Annotated in this window: 25 protein-coding genes; 11 read left to right on the forward strand and 14 right to left on the reverse strand. The window is 38.2% G+C overall.

Going from position 1 to position 22,165, the window contains the following annotated elements:
* The first annotated feature begins 242 nt into the window (after nt 1-242).
* Nucleotides 243-1,232 carry a biotin synthase BioB gene (bioB, locus tag M2R48_RS12970; protein WP_004719449.1) on the forward strand — a complete coding sequence of 330 codons (990 nt, stop codon included), beginning with the start codon at nt 243-245 and terminating at the stop codon, nt 1,230-1,232.
* A gap of 111 nt (nt 1,233-1,343) precedes the next feature.
* Here bioB and M2R48_RS12975 read toward each other — a convergent pair whose 3' ends face one another.
* From M2R48_RS12975 to M2R48_RS13015, 9 genes are all read right to left on the reverse strand, one after another.
* Entirely contained in the window at nt 1,344-3,236 is a 1,893-nt protein-coding gene (locus tag M2R48_RS12975; RefSeq protein ID WP_004822360.1) for a M48 family metalloprotease, read from the reverse strand.
* 85 nt (nt 3,237-3,321) lie between these two features.
* Entirely contained in the window at nt 3,322-4,866 is a 1,545-nt protein-coding gene (gene purF / locus M2R48_RS12980) for an amidophosphoribosyltransferase (protein WP_262086382.1), read from the reverse strand.
* 24 nt (nt 4,867-4,890) lie between these two features.
* Entirely contained in the window at nt 4,891-5,484 is a 594-nt protein-coding gene (locus M2R48_RS12985; RefSeq protein ID WP_004719444.1) for a CvpA family protein, read from the reverse strand.
* Nucleotides 5,485-5,487: 3 nt separating this feature from the next.
* Entirely contained in the window at nt 5,488-6,492 is a 1,005-nt protein-coding gene (locus M2R48_RS12990) for a quinone-dependent dihydroorotate dehydrogenase (protein ID WP_004719442.1), read from the reverse strand.
* Nucleotides 6,493-6,581: 89 nt separating this feature from the next.
* A complete protein-coding gene (locus tag M2R48_RS12995) occupies nt 6,582-7,061 on the reverse strand; it encodes a type II secretion system protein M (protein WP_262086383.1) in 480 nt (159 codons plus the stop codon).
* A complete protein-coding gene (gspL, locus tag M2R48_RS13000; RefSeq protein WP_056512716.1) occupies nt 7,061-8,203 on the reverse strand; it encodes a type II secretion system protein GspL in 1,143 nt (380 codons plus the stop codon). The genes M2R48_RS12995 and gspL overlap by 1 nt, the downstream gene beginning before the upstream one ends.
* A 38-nt stretch (nt 8,204-8,241) precedes the next feature.
* A complete protein-coding gene (locus M2R48_RS13005) occupies nt 8,242-8,697 on the reverse strand; it encodes a SixA phosphatase family protein (RefSeq protein WP_262086384.1) in 456 nt (151 codons plus the stop codon).
* 91 nt (nt 8,698-8,788) lie between these two features.
* Complete coding sequence (locus tag M2R48_RS13010; RefSeq protein ID WP_262086385.1) at nt 8,789-9,862, reverse strand: NAD(P)H-dependent glycerol-3-phosphate dehydrogenase; 1,074 nt, start codon at nt 9,860-9,862, stop codon at nt 8,789-8,791.
* Nucleotides 9,863-9,937: 75 nt separating this feature from the next.
* Nucleotides 9,938-10,513 carry a nitroreductase family protein gene (locus M2R48_RS13015; protein WP_262086386.1) on the reverse strand — a complete coding sequence of 192 codons (576 nt, stop codon included), beginning with the start codon at nt 10,511-10,513 and terminating at the stop codon, nt 9,938-9,940.
* 324 nt (nt 10,514-10,837) lie between these two features.
* On the opposite strand from M2R48_RS13015, the gene M2R48_RS13020 reads away from it, so the two are divergent.
* Nucleotides 10,838-11,218, forward strand: a complete 381-nt coding sequence (locus tag M2R48_RS13020) for a hypothetical protein (RefSeq protein WP_004719430.1) — start codon at nt 10,838-10,840, stop codon at nt 11,216-11,218.
* A gap of 94 nt (nt 11,219-11,312) precedes the next feature.
* On the opposite strand, the gene rhlB is transcribed toward M2R48_RS13020, so the two are convergent.
* Together rhlB and M2R48_RS13030 are read right to left on the reverse strand one after the other, a co-directional pair.
* Complete coding sequence (gene rhlB / locus M2R48_RS13025; RefSeq protein ID WP_004719428.1) at nt 11,313-12,464, reverse strand: ATP-dependent RNA helicase RhlB; 1,152 nt, start codon at nt 12,462-12,464, stop codon at nt 11,313-11,315.
* Nucleotides 12,465-12,570: 106 nt separating this feature from the next.
* Complete coding sequence (locus M2R48_RS13030; protein ID WP_004822370.1) at nt 12,571-12,783, reverse strand: cold-shock protein; 213 nt, start codon at nt 12,781-12,783, stop codon at nt 12,571-12,573.
* A 382-nt stretch (nt 12,784-13,165) separates the two neighbouring features.
* On the opposite strand from M2R48_RS13030, the gene M2R48_RS13035 reads away from it, so the two are divergent.
* The 8 genes from M2R48_RS13035 to M2R48_RS13070 all read left to right on the forward strand — a co-directional run bounded on the left by M2R48_RS13035 (nt 13,166) and on the right by M2R48_RS13070 (nt 18,382).
* On the forward strand, nt 13,166-13,405 hold the full coding sequence (locus tag M2R48_RS13035) for a sulfurtransferase TusA family protein (protein WP_004822372.1): 240 nt from the start codon (nt 13,166-13,168) through the stop codon (nt 13,403-13,405).
* Between the two features lie 138 nt (nt 13,406-13,543).
* Nucleotides 13,544-14,413, forward strand: a complete 870-nt coding sequence (gene rpoH / locus M2R48_RS13040; RefSeq protein ID WP_004719424.1) for an RNA polymerase sigma factor RpoH — start codon at nt 13,544-13,546, stop codon at nt 14,411-14,413.
* A 176-nt stretch (nt 14,414-14,589) separates the two neighbouring features.
* Nucleotides 14,590-14,955 (forward strand): DUF423 domain-containing protein, encoded by a 366-nt coding sequence (locus tag M2R48_RS13045; protein ID WP_004719421.1) that lies wholly within the window; start codon nt 14,590-14,592, stop codon nt 14,953-14,955.
* A 50-nt stretch (nt 14,956-15,005) separates the two neighbouring features.
* Complete coding sequence (thiS, locus tag M2R48_RS13050; RefSeq protein ID WP_004719420.1) at nt 15,006-15,203, forward strand: sulfur carrier protein ThiS; 198 nt, start codon at nt 15,006-15,008, stop codon at nt 15,201-15,203.
* Between the two features lie 14 nt (nt 15,204-15,217).
* Nucleotides 15,218-16,018: a thiazole synthase gene (locus M2R48_RS13055; protein ID WP_004719418.1), complete on the forward strand. Its 801-nt coding sequence runs from the start codon at nt 15,218-15,220 to the stop codon at nt 16,016-16,018.
* A 77-nt stretch (nt 16,019-16,095) separates the two neighbouring features.
* A complete protein-coding gene (locus tag M2R48_RS13060) occupies nt 16,096-16,776 on the forward strand; it encodes a hypothetical protein (RefSeq protein ID WP_262086387.1) in 681 nt (226 codons plus the stop codon).
* The gene (locus M2R48_RS13065) at nt 16,776-17,480 is read left to right on the forward strand and encodes a hypothetical protein (protein ID WP_262086388.1); all 705 of its coding nucleotides are present in this window, start codon (nt 16,776-16,778) and stop codon (nt 17,478-17,480) included. Before M2R48_RS13060 ends, M2R48_RS13065 begins: the two co-directional genes overlap by 1 nt.
* Before the next feature lie 194 nt (nt 17,481-17,674).
* Nucleotides 17,675-18,382 (forward strand): hypothetical protein, encoded by a 708-nt coding sequence (locus M2R48_RS13070; protein WP_262086389.1) that lies wholly within the window; start codon nt 17,675-17,677, stop codon nt 18,380-18,382.
* Nucleotides 18,383-18,491: 109 nt separating this feature from the next.
* Here the strand turns inward: M2R48_RS13070 and M2R48_RS13075 are convergent, their stop codons facing one another.
* From M2R48_RS13075 to M2R48_RS13085, 3 genes are all read right to left on the reverse strand, one after another.
* Nucleotides 18,492-18,806: a putative quinol monooxygenase gene (locus M2R48_RS13075; protein WP_096734404.1), complete on the reverse strand. Its 315-nt coding sequence runs from the start codon at nt 18,804-18,806 to the stop codon at nt 18,492-18,494.
* A gap of 49 nt (nt 18,807-18,855) precedes the next feature.
* The gene (locus M2R48_RS13080; RefSeq protein WP_262086390.1) at nt 18,856-19,437 is read right to left on the reverse strand and encodes an NAD(P)H-dependent oxidoreductase; all 582 of its coding nucleotides are present in this window, start codon (nt 19,435-19,437) and stop codon (nt 18,856-18,858) included.
* 200 nt (nt 19,438-19,637) lie between these two features.
* Nucleotides 19,638-20,249: a glutathione binding-like protein gene (locus tag M2R48_RS13085; RefSeq protein ID WP_004719407.1), complete on the reverse strand. Its 612-nt coding sequence runs from the start codon at nt 20,247-20,249 to the stop codon at nt 19,638-19,640.
* Between the two features lie 214 nt (nt 20,250-20,463).
* Here M2R48_RS13085 and M2R48_RS13090 point away from each other — a divergent pair, with 214 nt between their 5' ends.
* Nucleotides 20,464-21,915: a SulP family inorganic anion transporter gene (locus tag M2R48_RS13090; RefSeq protein WP_262086391.1), complete on the forward strand. Its 1,452-nt coding sequence runs from the start codon at nt 20,464-20,466 to the stop codon at nt 21,913-21,915.
* Nucleotides 21,916-22,165 lie beyond the last annotated feature (250 nt).

Raw genomic sequence — 22,165 nt, forward strand, 5'->3', positions numbered from 1 at the left:
GTAATTTTTGAATATTTTAATGACCAATACACTGAAGTTAATAAAAATTAAAGTTAAAATTTTGTGAGTAAATCGCAAGGAAAGTGGTTAACTTTGCAACTATATTTATAATTTTAGTTTTCTATACTCTTGATCTTTTTAATCGTAAGATACCATCGTATTTGGACTTTTTTGCCCTATGGAATTGGCATGAATTATGTATTATATACAGAGATAGATAATGATTATCATGGATTTAATTAATGACAGTACGTAATGACTGGGCTCGTGAAGAAATTCAAGCTTTATATGAACAGCCTTTTTTAGACTTAGTTTTCAAAGCACAGCAAACTCATCGTGAACACTTTGATGCCAATACCATTCAAGTCAGTACTTTACTTTCAATTAAAACTGGTAAGTGCCCTGAAGATTGCAAATATTGTTCGCAATCTGCACGCTATGATTCAAAATTAGAAGCTGAAAAACGTATTGCAGTTGATAAAGTAATTAGTGAAGCAAAAGAAGCCATTGAATCAGGTTCTTCGCGTTTTTGTATGGGTGCAGCATGGCGAAACCCACATGAGCGTGATATGCCTTATGTCCTCGAAATGGTGCGCGAAGTTAAAGCATTAGGTTTAGAAACCTGTATGACACTGGGTATGCTCAACCAATCACAAGCTGAACGTTTACATGCAGCAGGCCTAGATTATTACAATCATAACTTAGATACATCTCGTGAATACTATTCACATATCATCAGCACCCGTACTTTTGATGATCGCTTAGACACCTTGGATCATGTCCGTAATGCGGGGATGAAAGTCTGTAGTGGCGGTATTGTTGGATTGGGTGAAAATCGTAATGATCGTATTGGTTTATTACATGAATTAGCAACCCTGCCTGTTCATCCTGAATCTGTACCAATCAATATGCTCGTTCCAATCGAAGGTACGCCACTTGCAGATGTTGAAAAACTTGATGTCACAGAATGGATTCGCACGATTGCGGTTGCGCGTATTATCATGCCACACAGCTATATCCGCCTCTCTGCTGGCCGTGAATCGCTCACTGACTCAGATCAAGCTTTAGCCTTTATGGCAGGTGCAAACTCGCTATTTAGTGGTGAAAAATTATTAACCACACCAAATGCTGGTGAAGGCAAAGACAAACAATTGTTTAATAAGCTAGGCCTAAAAGCAGAAAAAGCCAAGCCAACCGTGGCTGAGCTTTCTGTCGATGCGATGGCGAGTTAATTCAGCATTTTTTCTAACACCGCTTGAGATCAAGTGGTGTTAGCACTTCCCTGCTAGTTCTTTTTATTATCATTGCTATGATTACTTTTTCTAAAATTCACTTTACCCTTGTCAAATAATCATCACACTGTTCTTTTTCTGCATTTGATCTACGATATCATCTGTGGCAAAGCCAAGTCGCCAATACAGCAATTGCAGTACATCTAATTCATCTTGGGTAATAATTCGATCGTTCCACAAACAAATTTCAGCCACACCCAAAATACTGAGGCGATCACGTAATAATAACCCTGCGATATCATTTAAGATTTCACCTAAATCAATAGGTTCATCTGAGATTTCTTCAAACAGTTCTAACTCATCCTTAGACAAAACCCGTTCTAAAATCTCATAACGCACATCAAGCTGATTGGCACTGTTAATTTGCTGTACGTGTAGCAAGGCATCAATCAAGCGCACAATTTGTGGTTTAACCGTTTCCAAGGATGACGGTGTGTGCATCGGCAACAAATGCAATTCAGCCTTTACACGCTCAATCAACAATGCATCCAACAAACCAATCTCACCATCTTCTTGAATAATTTTCGCTAGCTTGGTAACAAATTGACGTGCACTGGTCGCAGGCATATTACCGAGGTTTTCACAGGCATCATGGAAAATTTGAATATGTACCCGACCATCTAAATTTAAAAGTGAATCAATAATGGCACGGCTTACCTCTGCATCAGACGGAATAAACTCGCGATACTGTCGAATCATCAAGATTGCGACCATCACCTCACGAGAACCCGTTGCCGTTTGCATAGCGCGCTGAATCAAGTCAGAACGCTCAATTTGACGGCGTACTTCTGGATTTAAAGGTTTAATTGCATCATTTAAAGCAAAACTAATTGGAGATAAGCGTAATAAAGGTAAAGGCTGTGGAGATACCCACGGGTTATAAACATCCCCTGTTGATTCTTCCAAAGGACGCAACAAACTAAATAAAGGCTGGCTACGTAATTTTTTTAAATTTTCCAGCTGTAGATCCTGTAACAGTGTCGGATTTAACTCATAAATACGGTCTTCAATACTTGGATGGATATTTAACCAACTTTGCGGACTTAAGGAATTGGCAAAACACATATGCGCAATGGCTTCAGAAAACTCACTATGAATTTGAGAACCTGCGTGATGCACATAGATACGTAATAAGGTTTGTACATTGGCATTATTGAGTAATAGTTTTTTAGTTTTATAATCGTTATAAAAAGTACGACCACCCAAAGTGAAATATTTAATCAAACGATTAATTAAAATCCCCATACTGCCGAGCAGCCAAATCACCCCACCCACTGCGACAAAACTGGTTTCAAATTTATGTTGATTTCCCTTGGCGTTATAACGATTAAAGCCCTGTTTCGCAATTTTACTTCCCAACTGGCTAAAGGTAATTAAACCACTATATAAAATTTTAAGTCGGGTATTTTCGCGTGCTTCACCGGATAGAATTTGATTGAACTCATGCCCCAATAAACCATAAAGTTCTAATTCATCCAAATTCTGTAATGCACCCCAGGTCAAGATAATCACCGTATCTCTTGGATGAAATCCAGCAGTTAAAGCGTTGACTCCGACTTCATCTGGCAATACATACAATGTAGGTGCATCAATCTCAAAAGTCTCTGCAAATTTATCTGCGAGTTTTAAGGCTACACTTTCTTCTGGAGTACTTTCAATTTGACTTAAACGGCGGGCTTTTAATTGCTTTGCAAGTGAGTGACCACCTGTACGGAACACATAAAATTCATATGCGATTGACCAACCGATGATGACGATGATCAAACCGACACAGTAAGGGCTGAGGATATTCCACCAGATCTCTTGATCTGGGTCCACATAGTGAACCAGCAATCCTAAAACAGTATTTAGAATAAAAATGGTCAAAATGACCGCAAGTAAGCAAATACTTGCAGACCACAACATATTCTTGTTTTTTATCAAATAATGACTGACATCTTTCAATGTAAAATTCCTCATTACATTGCAAAATACTATAAATGAAAAAAGCGGGAACTTCCCGCTTTTTCTCAATGTAAATCAAAGTTGCTTACATTTCTTCTTTGATACCGCTTAAATCCACAGATGCTGCATCGATATTGACATCAATATAACCATCTTTTTCCTTTTTCGCAGTATCACTACGACTTTGCTCAAGATCAGTTAAATATTGCTCATCAATATCGCCTGTGACATAAACACCGTCGAATACTGAACAATCAAAATCTTGAATGACAGGTACTTTACTGGTTCTTACTGCTGCTTTTAAATCATCCAAGTCTTGGAAGATTAAACGATCAGCACCAATAATCTCCTGAATTTCTTCAACACTACGATGTGAAGCAATCAACTCTGCTTTTGCTGGCATATCAATACCGTACACATTTGGATATTTCACCATCGGTGCAGCAGAAGCAAAATAGACTTTTTTCGCACCCGCATCACGTGCCATTTGAATGATTTCATTACAAGTGGTACCACGTACAATCGAATCATCAACCAACAAAACGTTCTTGCCTTTAAACTCAAGCTCTACAGGGTTAAGCTTTTGACGAACAGATTTGGAACGTTGTTGCTGACCCGGCATAATAAAGGTACGACCGATATAACGGTTTTTCATGAAACCTTCACGGAATTTCACACCCAACATATTCGCCAATTCTAAAGCAGAAGTACGGCTCGTATCTGGAATTGGAATCACTACGTCGATGTCATGCATATCGCCCCATTCACGAAGAATTTTCTTCGCAAGGGTTTCACCCATTTTCAAGCGTGCTTTATATACCGAAATACCATCGATGGTTGCATCAGGACGCGCAAAATAGACATATTCAAAAATACATGGGCGGTAACGCGAATTTGCCGCACACTGTTGTGAAAAGAACTCACCTTTTGAATTGATAAAGATCGCTTCACCAGGCTCAATATCACGTTCTACTTTAAAACCTAACGCGGTAATCGCTACAGATTCAGAAGCGATAATATATTCGGTTTCACCATTTTCAGTTAAACGCGAACCATAGATCAGTGGACGAATACCATTCGGATCACGAAAACCTACGATACCATGCCCTGTGATCATTGCAACGACGCCATAAGCACCTTTACAACGCTCATGTACACGTTTAACCGTATGAAAAATATCTTCAGGCATTGGCGTTAATGATGCACATTTTTGCAATTCATGAGCAAAAACGTTTAGCAATACTTCTGAGTCTGAGTCCGTATTCATATGACGTAAGTCAGTTTTGAATAAGTCATCGTGAATATCAGCCGCATTGGTTAAGTTACCATTATGCGCCAATGTAATCCCATAAGGTGAGTTTACATAGAAAGGCTGCGCTTCTGCACTACTTGAAGAACCAGCAGTTGGATAACGCACGTGACCAATACCATAGTTACCGAGTAATGCGCGCATGTGGCGAGTATGAAATACATCACGTACCATACCATTATCTTTTCTTAGAAAAAGACGTCCATTATGACAAGTCACAATCCCAGCCGCATCTTGCCCACGATGTTGTAACATCGTCAACGCATCAAATAACATTTGGTTTACAGGTGCTTTACCTGCTATACCAACGACTCCACACATAACTACCTCGCAGACCAGCTAGGACTAATAAAACGGATTCTTTGTCGAATGTGCTGATTTTTCATCGCTTTGAGTATCCGATGATCGATCAGCCTTAGTTACAGAAGTATCATCGGAACGATCTTCTGAATGTATATGATGTAATGCTTCATTTGCAGCATCTTTAGAGATTTCAGATGCCAAAGGTGCAAATGGTAACAGCGTCTGAATGAATTTGGATTGTTTCCACGTTGGAGAACTTTCAACCCACGGCCCCAAACCTTGCATAGTAATGAGGACGATGAACAAACCTTTCAAGGTCCCTAAAGCACTTCCAGCTAAACGATTTAACGGACCGAGTTTTAAAGTTTTTAAAATCTGATTGAGTAAGGCTGTGACAATCCACGTTAAAACAATAATGACCAAGACAATAAAAGCAAATGCAGCAATTTTCTGCACCACAGGATCCTGACTGAGTGCAGACATTGAAGGTGCGATGATATTGGCATATTTAGCACCGACAATCAGTGCAAAAATCCATCCTATCAAGTTCGCAAAGGCTTTCACGAATCCTTGTCGCAAACCGTTTAGCCCTCCAATGAGCAATAGAATCAGAATAATAATGTCTAAGGTATTCATATTTTAAATCATAGCGTCAACACAGTCTTTAATGAGTGTAGGACCTGTATAGATCATACCACTATAAATTTGGACTAAGCTTGCACCAGCTTGTTGTTTTGCAACAGCTTGTTCACCAGATAAAATGCCACCAACACCTATTAAAGGAATTTTACCTTGTAAAATTTTTGAAAAAGCCGCCAAACATGCCGTGCTCTTTTCAAATACGGGCGCACCTGACAAACCACCCGCTTCATCACCAAATGGTAAACCTTCTACACCCTCACGGGATAATGTTGTATTGGTCACAATCAATCCATCAATTTTAAACTGCAACAATTGTGATGCAATAAATTCGATATCTGAAGCTTCTAGATCTGGTGCAACTTTCAACACTAAAGGAACATAGTGCTGCAATTCTTCTGCCAACTCTAACTGACGTTTTTTGAGTGTTTCCAAAAGTTCAGTGAGCGCATGGCCACTTTGTAAAGAACGTAAATTCTTGGTGTTTGGTGATGAGATATTAACAGTAATATAAGATGCGTAGTTATAAACTTTTTCAAGACAAACTAAATAATCGGAAACTGCATCTTCAACTGGTGTGGTGGCATTTTTACCAATATTGATACCAAGAATGCCTTTAAATTTTGCGGCTTTAACATTCTCAACCAATTGATCCACACCATCATTATTAAACCCCATACGGTTAATAATTGCTTTGGCTTGGGGAATACGGAAAAGGCGTGGCTTGGGATTGCCCTCTTGTGGCTTAGGCGTAATGGTTCCAATTTCAATAAAACCAAATCCTAAACCCGCTAAGGCATCGATATAAGCGCCATTTTTATCCAGTCCTGCTGCTAAACCAACTGGATTTGGAAACTCAATTCCCATGCAAGTGACTGGTTTGGCAGCAACAGTTTGACGAATCGCCCCCATTTTATGGGCAGATTTAAGCATGGATAATGTGAGTTCATGTGCACGCTCTGGTGCTAAAGAAAACAACAAAGGGCGAGCAAGTGAATACATCATAGCTACAAAAGTCTACTGCTTTTTAAGTTGCCATATTATAGGCACAGTATGTTGAAAAGGCTATGCTTGAACTGTGTTTATTTTCACTACTACTGTACCGTCGCTGTTAATTTAATCTGCCCACCTTCTTTGGCTAACTCCATCTTTTCCAAACTCACACCCATTTGGGCAATTTGGGTTAAAAAGTTAGCTAAAACCGCATAGTTTTGATGTTGTGCAATAATCTGAAATTGCTCACCCACTTGCTGCGAGGCAATCGAAAGTCCTTGTTGTTGAGCCACACGCTGAATTTTATCCGCAGTAGTTAATGCCAAATCATCTGCGGGCTTCATGGTCACCACATTACTTTGCATCCACACCACAAGATCTTTCATCTGATTTAAACGTGCTTGCTGTTTTTCGGCAGCTTTATGGGTGTACCACAACGCCGCACCCACAATTGCCACAATGACAAAAATCGTAGTAAAAATAACCATGACACGTTCACGTGGAGATATTTTCTCTAAATTCTCTGCGATTTTCTCAGACCATATATCCAATCGATTTTGTACATTTTCCATTGTTTTCATTATTGTATCTTCACCAAACCAACGACAGATGCACCTTGCGTCTGAACATTGCCTAATTCTGCTTTAAAGCCCTGTTGATTCAGTTGCGTCACCAAGGTTTGTAAGCCTTCAGCATTTTTCGCCACCAGATCCATATTTAACACTGCTGTATCATAATTTACACGACTGGCAATGATCTGATGTTGCATTAAAATTGGCCCCACACGACTGAGTAATTGTAAAGCTTGGGTATTTGCACTCTGACTCAGTGCCAATTTATTTTTAAACTGACGTTCTACAGACTCTTCTGTAATCCGTTGCTCATTCGGAAACCATTTTTTGTACTGATCCACTGCAATCAAAGCAGTTTGATCCGCAACTTTCTTCAGTTTAATCCAACGCAAAGCATCGTAACTCAATTGCGCAATGATCAAAACAACCACCAAAACTGCACAGGCTTGCCAATAACGAGAAACACCTTGATTGGCTTGCTTGGCTTTTGGCAATACATTATAAGGATGTAGTTTCGGTTTTTTGATTTCACTAAATTGATAATCAAAAGGCTCTCGCTGATCCGCAGCAGCAATGGCAAATAAGCTGACCGCTTGCTCATCTGTCAATCCGCTATATAAATAGCTTTTCTCTCGATCAGCGAAATCCAAATATACATTCAGATCATCAATCGAATTACCCAGAAACTCACTTTCTCGAACCAATAATTGCCCGTTGACATTGGCCAAAATCGTCTGCCCGACTTCTGGTACAGGTAGCATCAAAAAGTCAGGTAATAAAGAGACAATTTTTAACGGAATCAATGACAAGGAATGCTGCATTGTGGTGACAGCATATTGATGAATCCCCAATATTGAAACCTGATCAGGTTGTTGAAAGTGTGAAAACACTTTCATCTGATCAATCGGCAAAATCACATATTCTTCTAATAAATATTTGACACCATCTACACCCAATTGTTTATATTGAGTTTTACTGAATTTCTGTTGAAGAATTTGCACTTCACGACTTGGGAAGAAAACCACAGCTTCTTCACCTTGGTAAAGTTTAATATCTTGTATTAATTGTTCTAGGCTCGAAGATTTAGTCCAATCACTTCCTCGAGACCACTGCCAAACCCCATTGGCTTCAGGCATCCATAAGTACAACATTTATCGTTTTCTGCCGTTAAGTTCTTTTAACAATGCTTTTATACAGTTGGAATAAAGGCTTTATCTTGTGTAGATAGACCATTTGCAATCACAGTTTGCTCATAGATACGAGCCTCTGCCAAGGCAAAAGGATTAAAATGTTCATGTGTCAGTTGTTCTGCAATATGTGCCACAACATTCATATGACATACCACCACAATACGTTCAAATGGCAATTGTGACAACCATTCGATTGCTAATTTTGCATCATCATCTGGCTTTATTTTGTCACAGACCAATACAGATATATTCGGGAAGTAGGTCTGTATGTGCGCCAATGTTTCTTGTGCTCTTAATAAAGTGCTGACGACAAATATATCCGGCTGCACGATTTCTTTTAAAAAATTAGCCGTTTGTTGTGCTTGTAAATGCCCACATTGTGTTAAAGGCCGTTTACTATCCACCCCATTGACGGGTGGAGCTGCTTCACCATGACGCACCAAAGTCAGTTGCATAAGATTTCCTTTTTAATACTGCACTGATTATAACGAGGCTTTGTTACAAATCCATCTCTAAAGTTTTGAATATTGTGCCAACAACACACGATTAAACTTCGTTATGCGGAAGCACAAACTCTACATCACTACGATGCCCATTCTTCATCAAAGAAACGGCAATATTCAGTGGCGGCGCACCTTCAAAAATAACTTCATACAATGCCGTGGTAATTGGCATATAGACATCCAACTCCTTTGCACGTGCATTAACTTGTACAATGGTATTGATCCCTTCAGCGGTTTGTCCCAATTCAGAGGTTGCTTGTTCCAGTGTCTTTCCAGAACCCAAGGCAAAACCAACTTGATAATTTCGGCTCAACGGGCTATTACAGGTTGCGAAAAGATCACCCACACCAGACAAACCTAAGAATGTTAAAGGATTTGCCCCCAACTTAACTGCAAAGCGGCTCATTTCAGCCAAGGCACGGGTTAAAATCATACTCTTGGTATTTTCACCAACTTTATAAGCAGCAGCCATCCCCATTGCAACAGCATAAATATTTTTAAGTGCTCCACCCAATTCGACACCATGTACATCGTCACTGCCAAACACTCGAAACAATGCACTATGTAGTGCTTGTTGTACGGCATAACGTACTAATTCACTATCACTGGCAATTACGGTACCTGCAGGTTGTCCTGCAACAATTTCTTTGGCTAAATTAGGTCCTGAAAGAACACCATAAGGGACTTCAGGAAGCTCTTCCCGAATGATGTCACTCATAAAGCTAAAAGTTTTTGCTTCAATCCCTTTTGTTAATGAAACAACAGCTTGTGCACTAATAAACGGTTTAATTTGACGTAGAACATCACGAAAAGAATGGCTTGGGATTGCCACCAGAATAATATCGCGATCACGCACTGCATCTTCTAGATTTGACTCAGCACGTAAACCCGCTTCCAATTGAAAATCTGGTAAATAGCGTTTATTGATATGAGTCGCATTAATTTCAGCTGCGATACTTTCATCACGAATCCAAATCATGGTATCACAACCATTACGTACTGCTGTATTTGCCATTGCAGTACCGAAACTGCCACCACCCAGTACAGTCACACGCAACGCTGTTTTCTGACCCAATACAATAGGTTCAACTAAATCTTTAAATTGTAAATCCGACATTTATTGTTATCCTAAAATGTTTATCCTAATAACCCAATGATTTTTTCAATCTGAAAATATCAATAATTTTTTGACTCAAGCTTGCCAAAAATGAACATATTGTGTTGTTTCAACCTCTGCACGCGGAGCAATCGCTTTTGCCGCTGTACCAACATAAATAATGCCTGAAATTAAATCTCGTTCAGCTAAACCCAATGCTGATTTTAATAATTTAGATTCAACAACCGCCCCACTCCGCCACATGGTTGCGAAACCTTGTGCCTGCATCGACAATAAAAAGTTTTCAATTGCAGCGCCTGAACTCAGTGTTTGTTCAAAAAAAGGCACTTTAGGATGATCTTGGAATTTAGTCACGGCAAGCACTAATATAGGTGCTCTAAAAGGATGAAGTTTTACCCGTTCAACTTGGGCTGGATCTAATTCACCTAAGTCAGCAATAGATTGTGCCAGTAATGCACCAAATGCTTCACGTTGCTCAACATCCACGACAATAAATTGTGTGGGTTTTAAACGATGATGATCAGGTGCTGTTAAAGCGGCTTTAAATGCAATATTCAGTTGTGCGTGTGAAGGTGCAGGTTCAACCAAATGACCAATCGATTGACGTTGATGAATATTGTCATGTACTGCTTTGAAGTTTAAATCTGACATTGACCTATCTATTATCTGGTTAATTTCACTTGTTTCAAGATTAGCATAATCTAAAATCATTAAGCTATCTCCGACAAAATTTACTTGGCATCTGTCAATATTGCATACAACTTATTGTTAGGTTATCAATGAGCACGATTGCTCGCAAAAAATGCCTTCAATACCCTTTGGCTTCGAAAATAAAGCCAAATCATCAATAAACTTAAAAAAAACTGCAAAATTTATACATGTTTCTCAATATTTAGCCCATATTCTATGCTCAAATTATAACTAATTTAAAAGCAGTATCTTTTTAATTTTTAGTACAGGAATTTGAGAATCAATATGAATAAATTAACAACGATCACTTTACTTGCTAGTTCAGCGTTACTCTTCACTGCGTGTGCATCAAATCCAACACAAACTTTAGCGATTCAAAAAGCAGATAACCAGTATGAAGTCACTGGCTTAGGTAAAGACCAAATTACCGCAAAAAATAATGCCATTACTGCAGCAAACAAGGCTTGCGGTAAAAAAGGTGCACCGGTGTTAGTGGATGAAAAAACTGAATATCATGGCAGTTTAAAAGGTGTCGTCGATGAACAGACTGGAAAAATGATCACGGCAGCAGCTGGTGTATTAGGTTCAGTAATGGGCAAAAACTACGGTATTGAAAAAGATACTGACTATCAAACTACACTGACCTTTAGCTGTAAAGCAAGTTAATCCGTTTAGCCGTCTAAACTAAAATAGCCAATAAAAAACCCACTTTAAATAAGTGGGTTTTTTTAAACACAATTCGATAAAGAAACAAAAAAACTTAGCAATAACCATCTAGTCGCGTTAAAGGCAATTTTTGCCCAATCGCTTTCTCAATAGTCGGTAAATTAAATGCATCATCTTCAGATAAGAAACTAATACTTACGCCCTGTGTACCTGCACGACCTGTACGACCAATACGATGTACATAATCATCTGACTGTTCAGGTAAAGTGAAATTCACCACATGAGATACGCCATCAACATGAATACCACGGCCAGCAACATCCGTTGCGATCATAATATTATGTTGACCATTTTTAAATTGATCTAACATTTTCAAACGTTTATCTTGCGCTATTTCACCTGATAGCATCACCACCTTATAACCATCTGCTTTTAAATGATCATAAAGTTTACGTACTTGATCACGACGATTGGCAAAGATCATCACTTTTTCAATGGGTTCATCTGCCAAAATTTCGCGCAATAAGCGATATTTATCTTTCTTTTCGACCACATATACACGCTGTTCAACATCAGCATTGGTTTTCTTTTCAGGCTCGATTTCTACTGTAACTGGCTCACATAACCATTGTTGGGCAAGATTGAGAACATCATAGCTAAATGTTGCCGAGAACATTAAGGTTTGACGTTGCTCTTTACGTGGCGAAAAACGCACAATCCGTTTAACTGATGGGATAAAGCCCATGTCTAATAAACGGTCAGCTTCATCAATCACCAAAAATTCAATTTGATCTAACCAAACTTCTTTTTGTTCTGTGAAATCAATTAAACGACCAGGGGTTGCCACTAAAATATCAACAAAACCTTGATCCAGTTGTTTTCTTTGCTTATCAAAATCAACGCCGCCAACCAAAGTCACGACATTTAGATTGGTATATTTGACCAAATCTTTTGCATCATTTTCAATTTGAATTGCAAGTTCACGTGTTGGCGCAAGAATCAATGCACGTGGCTCACCACGGAAACGTTGTTCTTTAATTGGGTTTGTGAGCAAATCATTAATAATACTGACTAAAAATGCCGCTGTTTTACCTGTGCCGGTTTGAGCACGACCAATTGCATCATGACCTGCTAAAGTATATTTCAATACTTTTTGCTGAATTGGGGTCATTTCTTTAAACCCTAAAGCATCAATCGCTTGTTTAAGTTGCGGATGTAAATTAAGGGTTTCGAAACCTGATGACATAAATACGAGCTCTAACTGTAGACACTTTTAATTGCGCCCATTATAAACAAAAAACGCCCCAATTTATAAGAAATTGGAGCGCCACTTAAATTTTAAAAATTTAAGATTAGTCTAAAGGCTGAACTTCTTCAGCTTGAAAACCTTTTTGACCTTGCACAACACTGAATTCAACGCGTTGACCGTCACGAAGTGAACGATGACCGTCACCTTGAATAGCACGGAAATGAACGAATACGTCATCACCGCCTGCGCGTTGGATAAAGCCGAAGCCTTTAGTGTCGTTGAACCATTTAACTACGCCTTGTTCACGAGCTGTCATAAGTTAATCCTCAGTTATTAAGAAAAAGGGACCACCCGGTGTTGCAAACAGCAGAGCAAACAAAGTTTTAAAATATTTTCTAATTTCAAAGCTTGTAATCATTCTGTAAAACTATTAACAAAATCCCGGTTACATCCATCTTGTAATAGGGTTTCAAAACAAGAATTGTTTCTGATAAATCCTAAATACGCAACGAGCTTAACATGGGTTTATGACAATTAATAGAATTTTTTTTGATAATTATTTTCGATATCAAGCGTGTTTTTTAAACAGCTTCACGATTATTTTTTATTTGTTGAAGAATCTTCCAATTTTTGTTGGGGTGTTTCAATAAACTTGGTAAAATATGTGTTCCATAACCCTGTTGTTACCTTGCCAAAAAATGAATGAACCTTTAGGCCAGACAGCGATTGAAATAAATTGTATGGGTAAACCCTGTCCAATGCCTCTATTAATGTTAAAGCGTGAATTAAAAAGAGCATTGCCTCATCAAATATTTCTTTTAATGTCCTCTGATCCGCACAGTGAAATTGATATTACGCGTTATTGCGAGATCAACAAGATTTCTTGCCAATTGACTAAACGATCAGAGCATGAATTTCATTACTTAATTGAATCTTAATTATTTTCAATTCAAATTATTTTTTGCAAATTTGCATATATTTTTACATTTCGATACCCAAATTTCCTTACTTATGTACAATATTCGAATTAAGATGAATGCATTAGCTATACAACGAAATTCCTATAAGGAGAACCCATGAGTGACAGCAGCAATCAGTTGATGCCCCTGTCCTTATCTGCACCAGGTGTTAACTTAGGTGCTTATATCAGCACCGTAAATCAGATTCCAATCTTGACAGCTGAACAAGAAAAAGAGTTAGCTGATCGCTATTTTTACGATCAAGATTTAGATGCTGCGAAAATGTTAGTGATGTCTCACTTACGTTTTGTGGTGCATATTGCGCGCAGTTATGCGGGCTATGGTTTGCCACAAGGTGATTTAATTCAAGAAGGTAATCTCGGTTTAATGAAAGCAGTTAAACGCTTTGACCCCAATATGGGCGTGCGTTTGGTGTCTTTTGCTGTGCACTGGATTAAGGCTGAAATTCATGAATATGTGATTCGCAATTGGCGTATTGTCAAAATTGCGACCACCAAAGCGCAACGTAAATTGTTTTTTAATTTACGTAGCCTAAAAAAATCAAGTAAAAAACTTACACTTGAAGAAGCACAATCAATTGCCAACGACTTAAATGTAACAGCAGAACAAGTCTTGGAAATGGAAGGTCGTTTAACCGCTTATGATGCTGCTTTTGAAGCTCAAGGTGATGACGATGACGAAGGTTCAACTCATGTTGCACCAGCGCTTTATCTCGAAGATAACCGCTATGACCCTGCTCGTTTAGTCGAAGAAGAAGATTACGAAGAACAAAGTACTTCAGCTTTGCATAATGCTATGGAACAGTTGGATGATCGCTCACGCAACATCTTACAGCGCCGTTGGTTAGATGATGATAAATCGACCTTGCATGAACTGGCTGCAGAGTACAATGTCTCTGCTGAGCGTATTCGTCAGTTAGAAAAAAATGCCATGGACAAAATCAAAGTTGCCATGTCATCCAACTAAATCTTCAAAACTGTCTGCATTGCAGACCAATAATTTTTATTTTCAATAAAAGGGCGACATGCCCTTTTATTTTGCCTGATATTTTTGTCAAATCTTTATTCTTAATAGATTTTGCCTTTAATCCCGCTTCGAAATTGTGTTAATGTTATGCGCAAATTTATGCAGATGACTGGCTTATGTGGATTGCAATTTCAGCACTGAATTTAGCGCTTGCAGTAATCTTAGGTGCATTTGGCGCACATGGTTTAAAAGCTCACGCAACTGAAGCCCAGTTGGCATGGTGGCAAACAGCAACTGATTATTTTTTCTACCACGCACTGGGCCTATTGGCACTGGCTATTCTCAGTAAAGTCATCCCTCAACTTCCAATCAAAGCCAGCTTCTTACTCATCCAAATCGGTATTTTATTTTTCTGCGGTTCGCTTTATGTCATGGCACTGGGTTTACCACGAGGTTTAGGTGCAATTACACCCATTGGTGGAGCACTGATGATTGCAGGTTGGCTGGTCCTTGCATGGAATGCATTGAAATACGCTAAATAAAATTATTTTGATTTTAGACATCACAATTTGCGCAATCGAATGGAATGTATATGCAAATTTTCTTAAATGGTGAGCCTCAAGAAACCGCTTGCCAAAATCTTTTACAACTGGTTCAGGAACTTTCACTCGAAGGTAAACGCTTTGCCGTAGAAATGAATGAAATGATCATTTCCAAAAGTAAACTTGAACTTACCCCTATTGCTGAAAAAGACCGTATTGAAATCATTCACGCTGTCGGTGGCGGCTAATTTGGAGCTCTCCCATGCTAGATTTTCCTACTGAAAACTCCCCTCTTATTATCGGTTCTCGTACTTTTCAATCTCGTCTTCTCGTGGGTACGGGTAAATACAAAGACATGCAAGAAACTGATTTAGCAATTCAAGCCAGTGGCGCTGAAATTGTGACAGTGGCGATTCGCCGAGTAAACATTGGGCAAAATCCAGATCAGCCTAACTTACTGTCAATCCTTCCACCTGAAAAATACACCATCTTACCGAACACAGCGGGTTGTTTTGACGCCAATAGCGCAGTACGTACCTGTATGCTTGCACGTGAACTTTTAGATGGCCATAACCTGGTCAAATTGGAAGTATTAGGTGATGAGAAAACCCTTTATCCAAATGTAACAGCGACACTTGATGCAGCTCGCACATTGATTGAAGATGGCTTTGAAGTAATGGTGTATACATCGGATGACCCTATTGTGGCTCAAGAACTTGAAAGCATGGGTTGTGTTGCGATCATGCCTTTAGGTAGCTTAATTGGTTCTGGCCTTGGCATTTTAAATCCGCATACGATTTCAATTATTAAAGAAAATGCCAAAGTGCCAGTTTTGGTTGATGCTGGTGTAGGTACTGCAAGTGATGCCGCAATCGCAATGGAATTAGGTTGCGATGGCGTATTGATGAATACCGCGATTGCCGCTGCACATCATCCAATTTTAATGGCATCAGCAATGAAAAAAGCGGTTGAAGCTGGACGTGAAGCCTATTTGGCGGGTCGTATGCCACGTAAACGAATGGCAAATGCGAGTTCACCAGAAACAGGTTATTTCTTTAAATAATCGTTTGAATTGCCTAAAAGGATTTCTTGAAGTCCTTTTAGGCTTAAAATATCTTGATAAATTCATTGAGAAAGGTCATGAATAAAATAATAAATACCGCCCTGCTCCTGAGCGTTTATTCATCGCTAAGCTTTGCAAGTCAGCCTTCTACCTCATTACAAAAATTTGTCCCAAACAATTGGGAAATTCTTGCTCAAGCAGAAGGTGACTTGAATCAAGATGGTAAAAAGGATATTGCCCTCATCATCCAACCAAAAAATGAAAGTCAGCACAATCGAAAGCTTTTAGTGCTTTTTCAAAAAGGCCAACAATTACAACTTAAGCTAAGTCGACAAATCCCTAACTGGACCTATCGTTCAGAAGAACTCTGTATCGAAGATGCTCTAGATGACTCCTCATTGACGATCGAAAATCAACGCTTAGATGTGTTATTCAATACCATGTCATCCTGTAGCAATACGTATGGCTTGATATATACCTATGGGTTTAAACTAAAAAACAATCAATTCCACCTGATTGGATTTGATGCTTATGATTTAGATAAAATTAGTGGCAAACAAAAAGAAACTAGCCTTAACTTTCTAAGCAACAAAGCCAAAGTGACCACAACGCCAAATATCTTTGCAGAAGTTGAAACGCCAGCCAAAATTGTTTGGAAAACGCTGAAAACCTCGACAGGCTATACCTTGGAGAATATTCCTTGGGACAACGAACAATTTATTCATAACTTTAGCGTTCAATTTATTAGAGAAAAATAATGAAAAACAAAACTGAATTAATTTTATTTTGTGCATTAACAACATGCTCAGCTTTGGTTTGGGCAGACACCAACCCCAAAGCTGACTATCAATCATTTATCCCTAAAAACTGGAAAGTGTTGAGTAAAGTACAAGGTGACTTAAATGGTGATAAGCTTACAGATCTTGCTTTAATTATTGAAAATACGGATCCAAAAAATATTGTGACAAATGAGGGATTAGGTAATCCTCAGCTGAATTTAAACAATCGAAAGTTATTAATTTTATTTAAAGCCCCTCAAGGCTATCGTCTTGTTGCAAGTAATTACTCGCTTCCTACTGAGGGAGATAAAGAATCACCTTGTCTTGCTGACCCTCTAGGTGAAGGCGATCCACTCACCATCAAAAATGGATTAGTTAAAATTAATTTACATTATTGGCTCAGTTGTGGTTCATGGTCTGTCTATAACAATGCTTTTACTTTCCGTTATCAAAACCAGTCTTTTAAGCTGATTGGTTACGATACAGATTACTTCCATCGTGCATCTGGTGAAACCAGTGCGAAAAGTATCAATTTTCTAACAGGTAAAGTTAAAAACACTACAGGTGGTGGTGAGTTTGAAAATCAGGATCAAGCTAAGCAAGTTTCTTGGTCCAAATTAAAGAACAGTTATTCACTTAAACTTGAGCAGATCAATTTTAAAGACTACGGCGAGTTTGAATAAAACACGTTTCGTATCTACCAACGATTCATAAATATGCCATATTATTCTGAGAATAAAGGTATCGAAGAGGACTCGATATTTGCCATAAAAAATTAGCTAAGACAAGGTAATCAAAAGTGATCGCTTGGAGAGATGCCTAAAAATAGGCGTAAATTTAACAACAAATTTACGATTCAGTGAATTGGAAGAAAACCATGAAAAATAACAATCTATTACTTCTATTTTTTACATTAACAGTCTGCTCAAGTTTAGTATGGGCAGAAACCGATACTGGAGCTGATGTTCAAGCTTTCATTCCTAAAGATTGGAAAATACTAAGCAAAGTTCAAGGTGACTTAAATGGTGATCAACAAGCGGATATGGTACTGATTATTGAAAATACGGATCCCATAAATATTGTTAAAAATAAATTCAATCATAAAAAGCCAGCAAATCTTCTAGTTAACCAAAATGAGCGAAAATTATTAGTTCTATTTAAAGACGCTCAAACTTACCGCCTTATCACCAGTAATTCTTCATTACCTAGAGAAAGCAACAATGAACGCCCTTGCCTTATCGATCCATTGATTGTAGACAATTCACCAATCATCCAGAATGGACAACTTAAGATCACATTAAATTACTCGTTTCGTTGTAATTCATGGGAGGTCTTTAATAATATTTATACTTTCCGCTATCAAAACCCATCATTCGATCTGATCGGCTATGATTTACATTATTTCGATATACCATCAGGTGACAGTCGAACTGAAAGTACTAATTTTTTAACAGGGAAAATCAAAAATGTCACCAGTACGCAAGAACTTGATCGTAAAAATACACCAAAGATATCCTGGTCAAAATTAAAGAAAGCACCTTTGCCCAAACTTGAGCAAATCAACTTTGAGCGTTATGTTCAATGATGGATGTCTTTTATAAATTATTTTTTAAAAACAATAATTCAACATAAAAGAATCCCTCACCCTAGCCTTCTCCCAAAACGAGAAAGAAGCTTATAACAATAAATTAGCTTTAAAATCCATGTTCTAAAATACGGATTTTAACATCAGCAACATGCTCTTTTACTTCAAGTTGATACGCTTGCATATGCTCAGTTTGCAAGTGTGCATTGAGATGTTCAATACTTTCCCATTTTTCAAGCATCACGATCAAATCAGAATCCTTGCTTTGATAACTTACATCAACACCAGCGTCGACCAATAGCTGATAACCATGACAGCCTTGCTCTTGTAATACTGTCGGGGTAATTTTCTTAAATGCTTGGATAATTTTATCTTTGTGCAATCCATTTGGATATGCACGGATTTCAGCCACAATGGTCAACATTTTAGACTCCTTAAATTTTTTAAATGAGATACTCAAAATTCCAATTTGCTTAAGCAAAAAGCTGCTGTAAATGTTGGCGATATGCCTGTTCATATTGCGCAATTTGTGGTGCTTTAATCACATCATTGACAATAAATGTTTCTAAGCTTTGCATCCCTAAGAATTGATTGGCTTTATGAAAAGGTAAATACACACCATCTACACCAACACCATGGAAAAATTGCTCAGGATCATCAAAAGCTTGCAAGGGTGCATTCCAAGTTAACGACAACATATACTTTTTCCCCTGAATCAAACCACCTGAGCCATATTTTTTGGCAGCATCAGAACGGCTACGGCCATCGTTGGCATATAAACTGCCATAACCTGTAGTAAAAACATCATCAATATATTTTTTCATGGTCCACGGTGCACCCATCCACCAGCCCGGCATTTGATAGATCACAACATCCGCCCAGAGATATTTCTCCACTTCTTCTTGAGCATCATAATTTGCATCGGTACGTGTCACTTTTACACGGTGTCCCAAATCGCTAAGCACCTCTTCACCCAAAGCAGTTAGGGTATCGTTTAATTCACCATTTGAATGTGCAAACTGTTTCGCACCATTTACGATTAAGATATTACTCATTGTTTACCTATATTTTGCCAATACGCTTGATTTATGGCGCAACTATAGAACTTATTTTTATCGCAAAAAACGCAAAAATAAGCAAAACATTATTGACTAAAAATCAACAATAAACACCTTTCCCTGTTTCTGCCCATTTCACGTTAATCAATTCAATAAAAAAGCACCCGTAGGTGCTTTGTATATCGATTCAAGCATACTTAAGGAATTAAACCTTCATCACGCATTGCAATCTGTACAGATTGACGTTCAGCGACTTTATTGCGTAATGCCACAATATTGGTAAATGGGGTTAGATCATGATGAATTGAATTCGACCAATTTGTCAGTACAAACAAATACGCATCAGCAGGACCAAAGCGGTCATTGACCAAATAATCGTATTCAGACTCAGCAAGATAGTCATCTATATATTTCAACATTTTATCTATGGTTGCATAGCCACGTACTTTTTCATCTTCAGTGATTGCTGGGTCAAAGAAGACGGCATATTCATCATGCAACTCTGAGTTTAAATAACCCAACCATTCTAAAACTTTAGCACGTCCCAAACCTGATGGTGGGATCAAATCCTGTTTAGGATCATGTTGTGCAATAAAAGGCAGTACTGCAACATTTTCAGTCAAAAGTAAACCTGGATTGATTTCTAATGCGGGTACATAGCCTTTTGGATTGATTTCGTAATAATCTGCGCCCTTTTCTGTTTTATGCGTTTTTAAATCAACACGTTCTAGATCAAAATCAACATTAATTTCGTTGAGTAAAATATGGGCAGCTAAAGAACATGCACCTGGTGAATAATATAATTTCATATCTAATCCTTGTTATATGACTGTTTAAGTTGTAAATGGCTCAGATCACAATTTCAAGTCGTAAAACATAAAATTGCAAAAAGCATAAATTTATAAAATCAGCTATAACTTGAATATTCAACAAAATGAAGACTTTTTCAAGTCAAAGTTAACTGCTTTTTCACTAAGAGATGTTTTAACATACGCATCTTTAAAGAATGATGAAAGGTTTATAGTGATTAGTCTAAAAAAAGCGGAATGGTTTTCCAATATTCGTACAGATGTACTTGCTGGAATGGTCGTAGGCTTGGCACTTATTCCTGAATCAATCGCTTTTTCTGCAATTGCAGGCGTAGATCCACAAGTCGGTCTGTATGCATCATTTTGTATTGCTGTGAGCATTGCTTTCTTCGGTGGACGTACCGCAATGATTTCCGCAGCCACAGGCGCAATGGCGTTGCTGATGGTTACTCTCGTCAAAGATCATGGTTTACAGTATTTATTTGCCACCACAATTTTGACTGGAATTCTTCAGATTCTTGCTGGCTATTTTAAAGTTGCAAAACTGATGCGCTTTGTTTCACAGTCTGTCGTCTATGGTTTTGTTAATGCGTTGGCTATTCTCATCTTTGTGGCACAGATTCCTGAATTACAACGTATGGATTTGACGGCTTATCTATTTGTCGCCATTGGCTTAGGGGTGGTTTATCTTTTCCCCTACATTCCCAAAATTGGTCAACTCATTCCCTCACCTTTGGTGTGCATTATTGTATTGAGTTTAGCAGCCTTATTTTTGGGTGCGGATATACGTACAGTCAGTGATTTAGGAAAATTTCCAGACACTTTACCACTGTTTTTAATTCCAGACATTCCACTTAACTTGGATACCTTAAAAATTATTTTTCCTTATGCCATCACCTTGGCCACCGTAGGTTTACTCGAAACCATGATGACAACCACGATTGTTAATGAAGTGACCCAAACGGAAGGCGATCGTCATAAAGAATGCCGTGGGCAAGGCATCGCCAATATGGTCAGTGGGTTTATGGGGGGTATGGCAGGTTGTGCCATGATTGGGCAATCGATTATCAATGTGTCTTCTGGTGCACGAACTCGCTTATCGACCTTGGTTGCTGGTGTTTTTTTACTGTGTTTAGTGGTCTTTTTAAAAGAATGGCTGTCTTATATTCCAATAGCTGCACTTGTGGCAATTATGATTATGGTGGCTTTTACTACATTCAACTGGGACTCAGTCAAAAATTTTTCAAAACATCCCAAACAAAGCAATAGCGTGATGCTTGCGGTGGTGGTCATTGTACTGATGACACATAACTTAGCTTTAGGCGTGTTGATTGGTGTACTTTTATCTGCACTTTTCTTGGTCAATAAATTAGAAAATGCAGTCCGTGTCCAATCTCATCTATTGAACAGCACGACCCGTAAATATGAAATTTTTGGGCAAATTTTCTTTAGCAGTTCAGAAAAATTCTTTCAGTTTTTTGATTTTAATGAATCTGTTGATCATGTCATTATCGATTTAACCCATGCCCATATTTGGGATATTACCTCTGTCAGTATGCTCAATCAGGTACAAAACAAGTTTCTGCAAAATAACATTCAGGTTGAAATTATAGGGATGAATGAAGCAAGTCGTAGCTTAGTTGATCAATATAGTGCGGTAAAATAAACAGCATTATTTTTCTTAAGGCAGTGATGATCAGCGTTTAATACAGGTAAAGAACAATAGCCAAAATGGTAATCGCAATACATTGTATCACTGCCAAATTTCTAAGGAATTTAATCATCGTAAGCTACATCCATTATAAAAATAATCCATTATTCAGCGAATATAACCGATATTTTGCTGTTAAATTGTGATTTTTATCTACTAAAATTTGAATATTTACTTAACCAGTCTCAATAACCTTATCTCAAAA

This window comes from Acinetobacter sp. I-MWF, from assembly GCF_025433935.1.
GTDB lineage: Bacteria > Pseudomonadota > Gammaproteobacteria > Pseudomonadales > Moraxellaceae > Acinetobacter > Acinetobacter guillouiae.